The organism is Pseudomonas sp. P5_B2 (assembly GCF_056400445.1).
In genome coordinates this window covers 1-1,967 of the sequence record NZ_JBFULH010000700.1, presented here as the reverse complement: position 1 = coordinate 1,967, position 1,967 = coordinate 1, and the positions used below count along the sequence as shown (strand labels likewise).

Annotated in this window: 3 protein-coding genes; all 3 read right to left on the bottom strand. The window is 57.5% G+C overall.

What is annotated here, in order from left to right:
• On the bottom strand, nucleotides 1-865 hold an 865-nt coding region (locus AC1DRJ_RS25775; protein WP_477804643.1), incomplete at its 3' end, for an NADH-quinone oxidoreductase subunit C.
• A gap of 72 nt (nucleotides 866-937) precedes the next feature.
• Nucleotides 938-1,612 (bottom strand): NuoB/complex I 20 kDa subunit family protein, encoded by a 675-nt coding sequence (locus AC1DRJ_RS25770; RefSeq protein ID WP_477804642.1) that lies wholly within the window; start codon nucleotides 1,610-1,612, stop codon nucleotides 938-940.
• A gap of 10 nt (nucleotides 1,613-1,622) precedes the next feature.
• Nucleotides 1,623-1,967 (bottom strand): NADH-quinone oxidoreductase subunit A (locus tag AC1DRJ_RS25765; protein ID WP_477804641.1); only part of this gene is annotated, 345 nt, incomplete at its 5' end.

The window sequence follows — 1,967 nt, the reverse complement described above, 5'->3', positions numbered from 1 at the left end:
GCTTCTCGACCGAGAGCACGTACGGCAGGTTGTTCATCACGCCGCCGAGGTAGTCGATACGGTCGGTGTACGGGATGAAACTGTGCCAGGACTGACGCTCGGCCATCTTCTCGGCGCCACGGTGGTGGTRACCGACGTCTGGAACGCAATCGACGATCTCTTCACCGTCCAGCTGCAGAATGATGCGGAACGCACCGTGCGCGGAAGGGTGGTTAGGACCGAGGTTGAGGAACATGTAGTCCTCGTTCGCACCGGAACGCTTCATGCCCCAGTCTTCAGGCTTGAAGCGCGCGGCTTCTTCCTCAAGCTGTTGCTTGGCGAGGTTCAGGGTGAACGGGTCGAACTCGGTTGCACGGGCCGGGAAGTCCTTGCGCAGCGGGTGACCTTCCCAGGTCGGCGGCATCATGATGCGGGTCAGGTGCGGGTGACCGGCAAAGTTGATGCCGTACATGTCCCACACTTCACGCTCGTACCAGTTGGCGTTCGGCCACAGTCCGGTCACGGTCGGCACGTTGAGATCGCTCTCGGACAAGGCGACCTTGATCATCACGTCACTGTTACGTTCGATCGACATCAAGTGATAGAACACAGTGAAGTCGGCGCCGCTTGGCAGCCCTTGACGCTTGGTGCGCAGACGCTCGTCCACGCCGTGCAGGTCATAGAGCATGACGTACGGCTTGGGCAGGTTGCGCAGGAAGGTCAGGACTTCGACGAGTTTGGCACGCGCAACCCAAAGCACCGGCATGCCGGTGCGGGTCGGCTGGGCGGTGAACGCCTCGGGGCCAAAACGATTGTTCAGTTCGACGACCACATCCTGGTCGTCTGCCTTGTAAGGCGGGATGTACAGAGCACTGCCTGTAGTCATGGTTATTTATCGCTTTCGGTCAACGTAAAGAATGAAGCCAGTGTCTCGTTCTATTAAAGAAGCAGATCTGGATCAGACTTCGTCGGGGCTGCGCAGGTTGGTGACTGCGATTCGCTGTTCGCGGCGCTTTTCCTTTTCGGAAGGCATCTCGGCGCGATAAACGCCTTGATCACCAACGACCCAGGAAAGCGGACGACGCTCCTGTCCAATCGACTCTTGCAAGAGCATCAAGCCTTGCAGGAAAGCTTCAGGACGGGGCGGGCAGCCAGGCACGTAGACGTCCACGGGCAGGAACTTGTCCACCCCTTGAACGACAGAGTAGATGTCGTACATGCCACCGGAGTYGGCGCACGAACCCATGGAGATAACCCATTTAGGTTCGAGCATTTGCTCGTAGAGACGCTGAATGATCGGCGCCATCTTGATGAAGCAGGTACCGGCGATAACCATGAAATCCGCCTGACGCGGCGATGCCCGGATTACCTCGGCGCCAAAGCGCGCGATGTCGTGGGGCGCCGTGAAGGCGGTAGTCATTTCCACATAGCAGCACGAAAGACCGAAGTTATACGGCCACAGGGAGTTCTTGCGCCCCCAGTTGATCGTGCCGTTAAGCACGTCTTCGAGCTTGCCCATGAAGATGTTTTTGTGGACTTGATCTTCTAACGGATCGGAAACGGTTTCCCGTTCGCCAATCGGATACTGCTCGTTAGGAGCATCGGGGTCGATCCTGGTGAGATTGTATTGCATTGCCAAAGCCTCATTGTTTCAGCTTCGCTTGCCGCTTACGACGAGCTTCCGGAGCCCAGTCAAGGGCGCCCACTCGGAATAGGTAGACAAGGCCTGCCAACAGAATTGCTATGAAAACGAGAGCTTCGACGAATCCGGTCCAGCCGCTTTCGCGGACGGACACAGACCATGCAAAGAGAAAAAGGGCTTCGATATCGAAGATCACGAAAAGCATCGCGACCAGATAGAATTTGGCTGAGAGCCGCAGACGGGCGCCACCTGTAGGCAGCATGCCGGATTCAAACGGTTCGTTTTTGCTGCGACCCCAGGCTTTTGACCCGAGGAGGCTGGAGACGCCGAGCATGAAGGCACATAG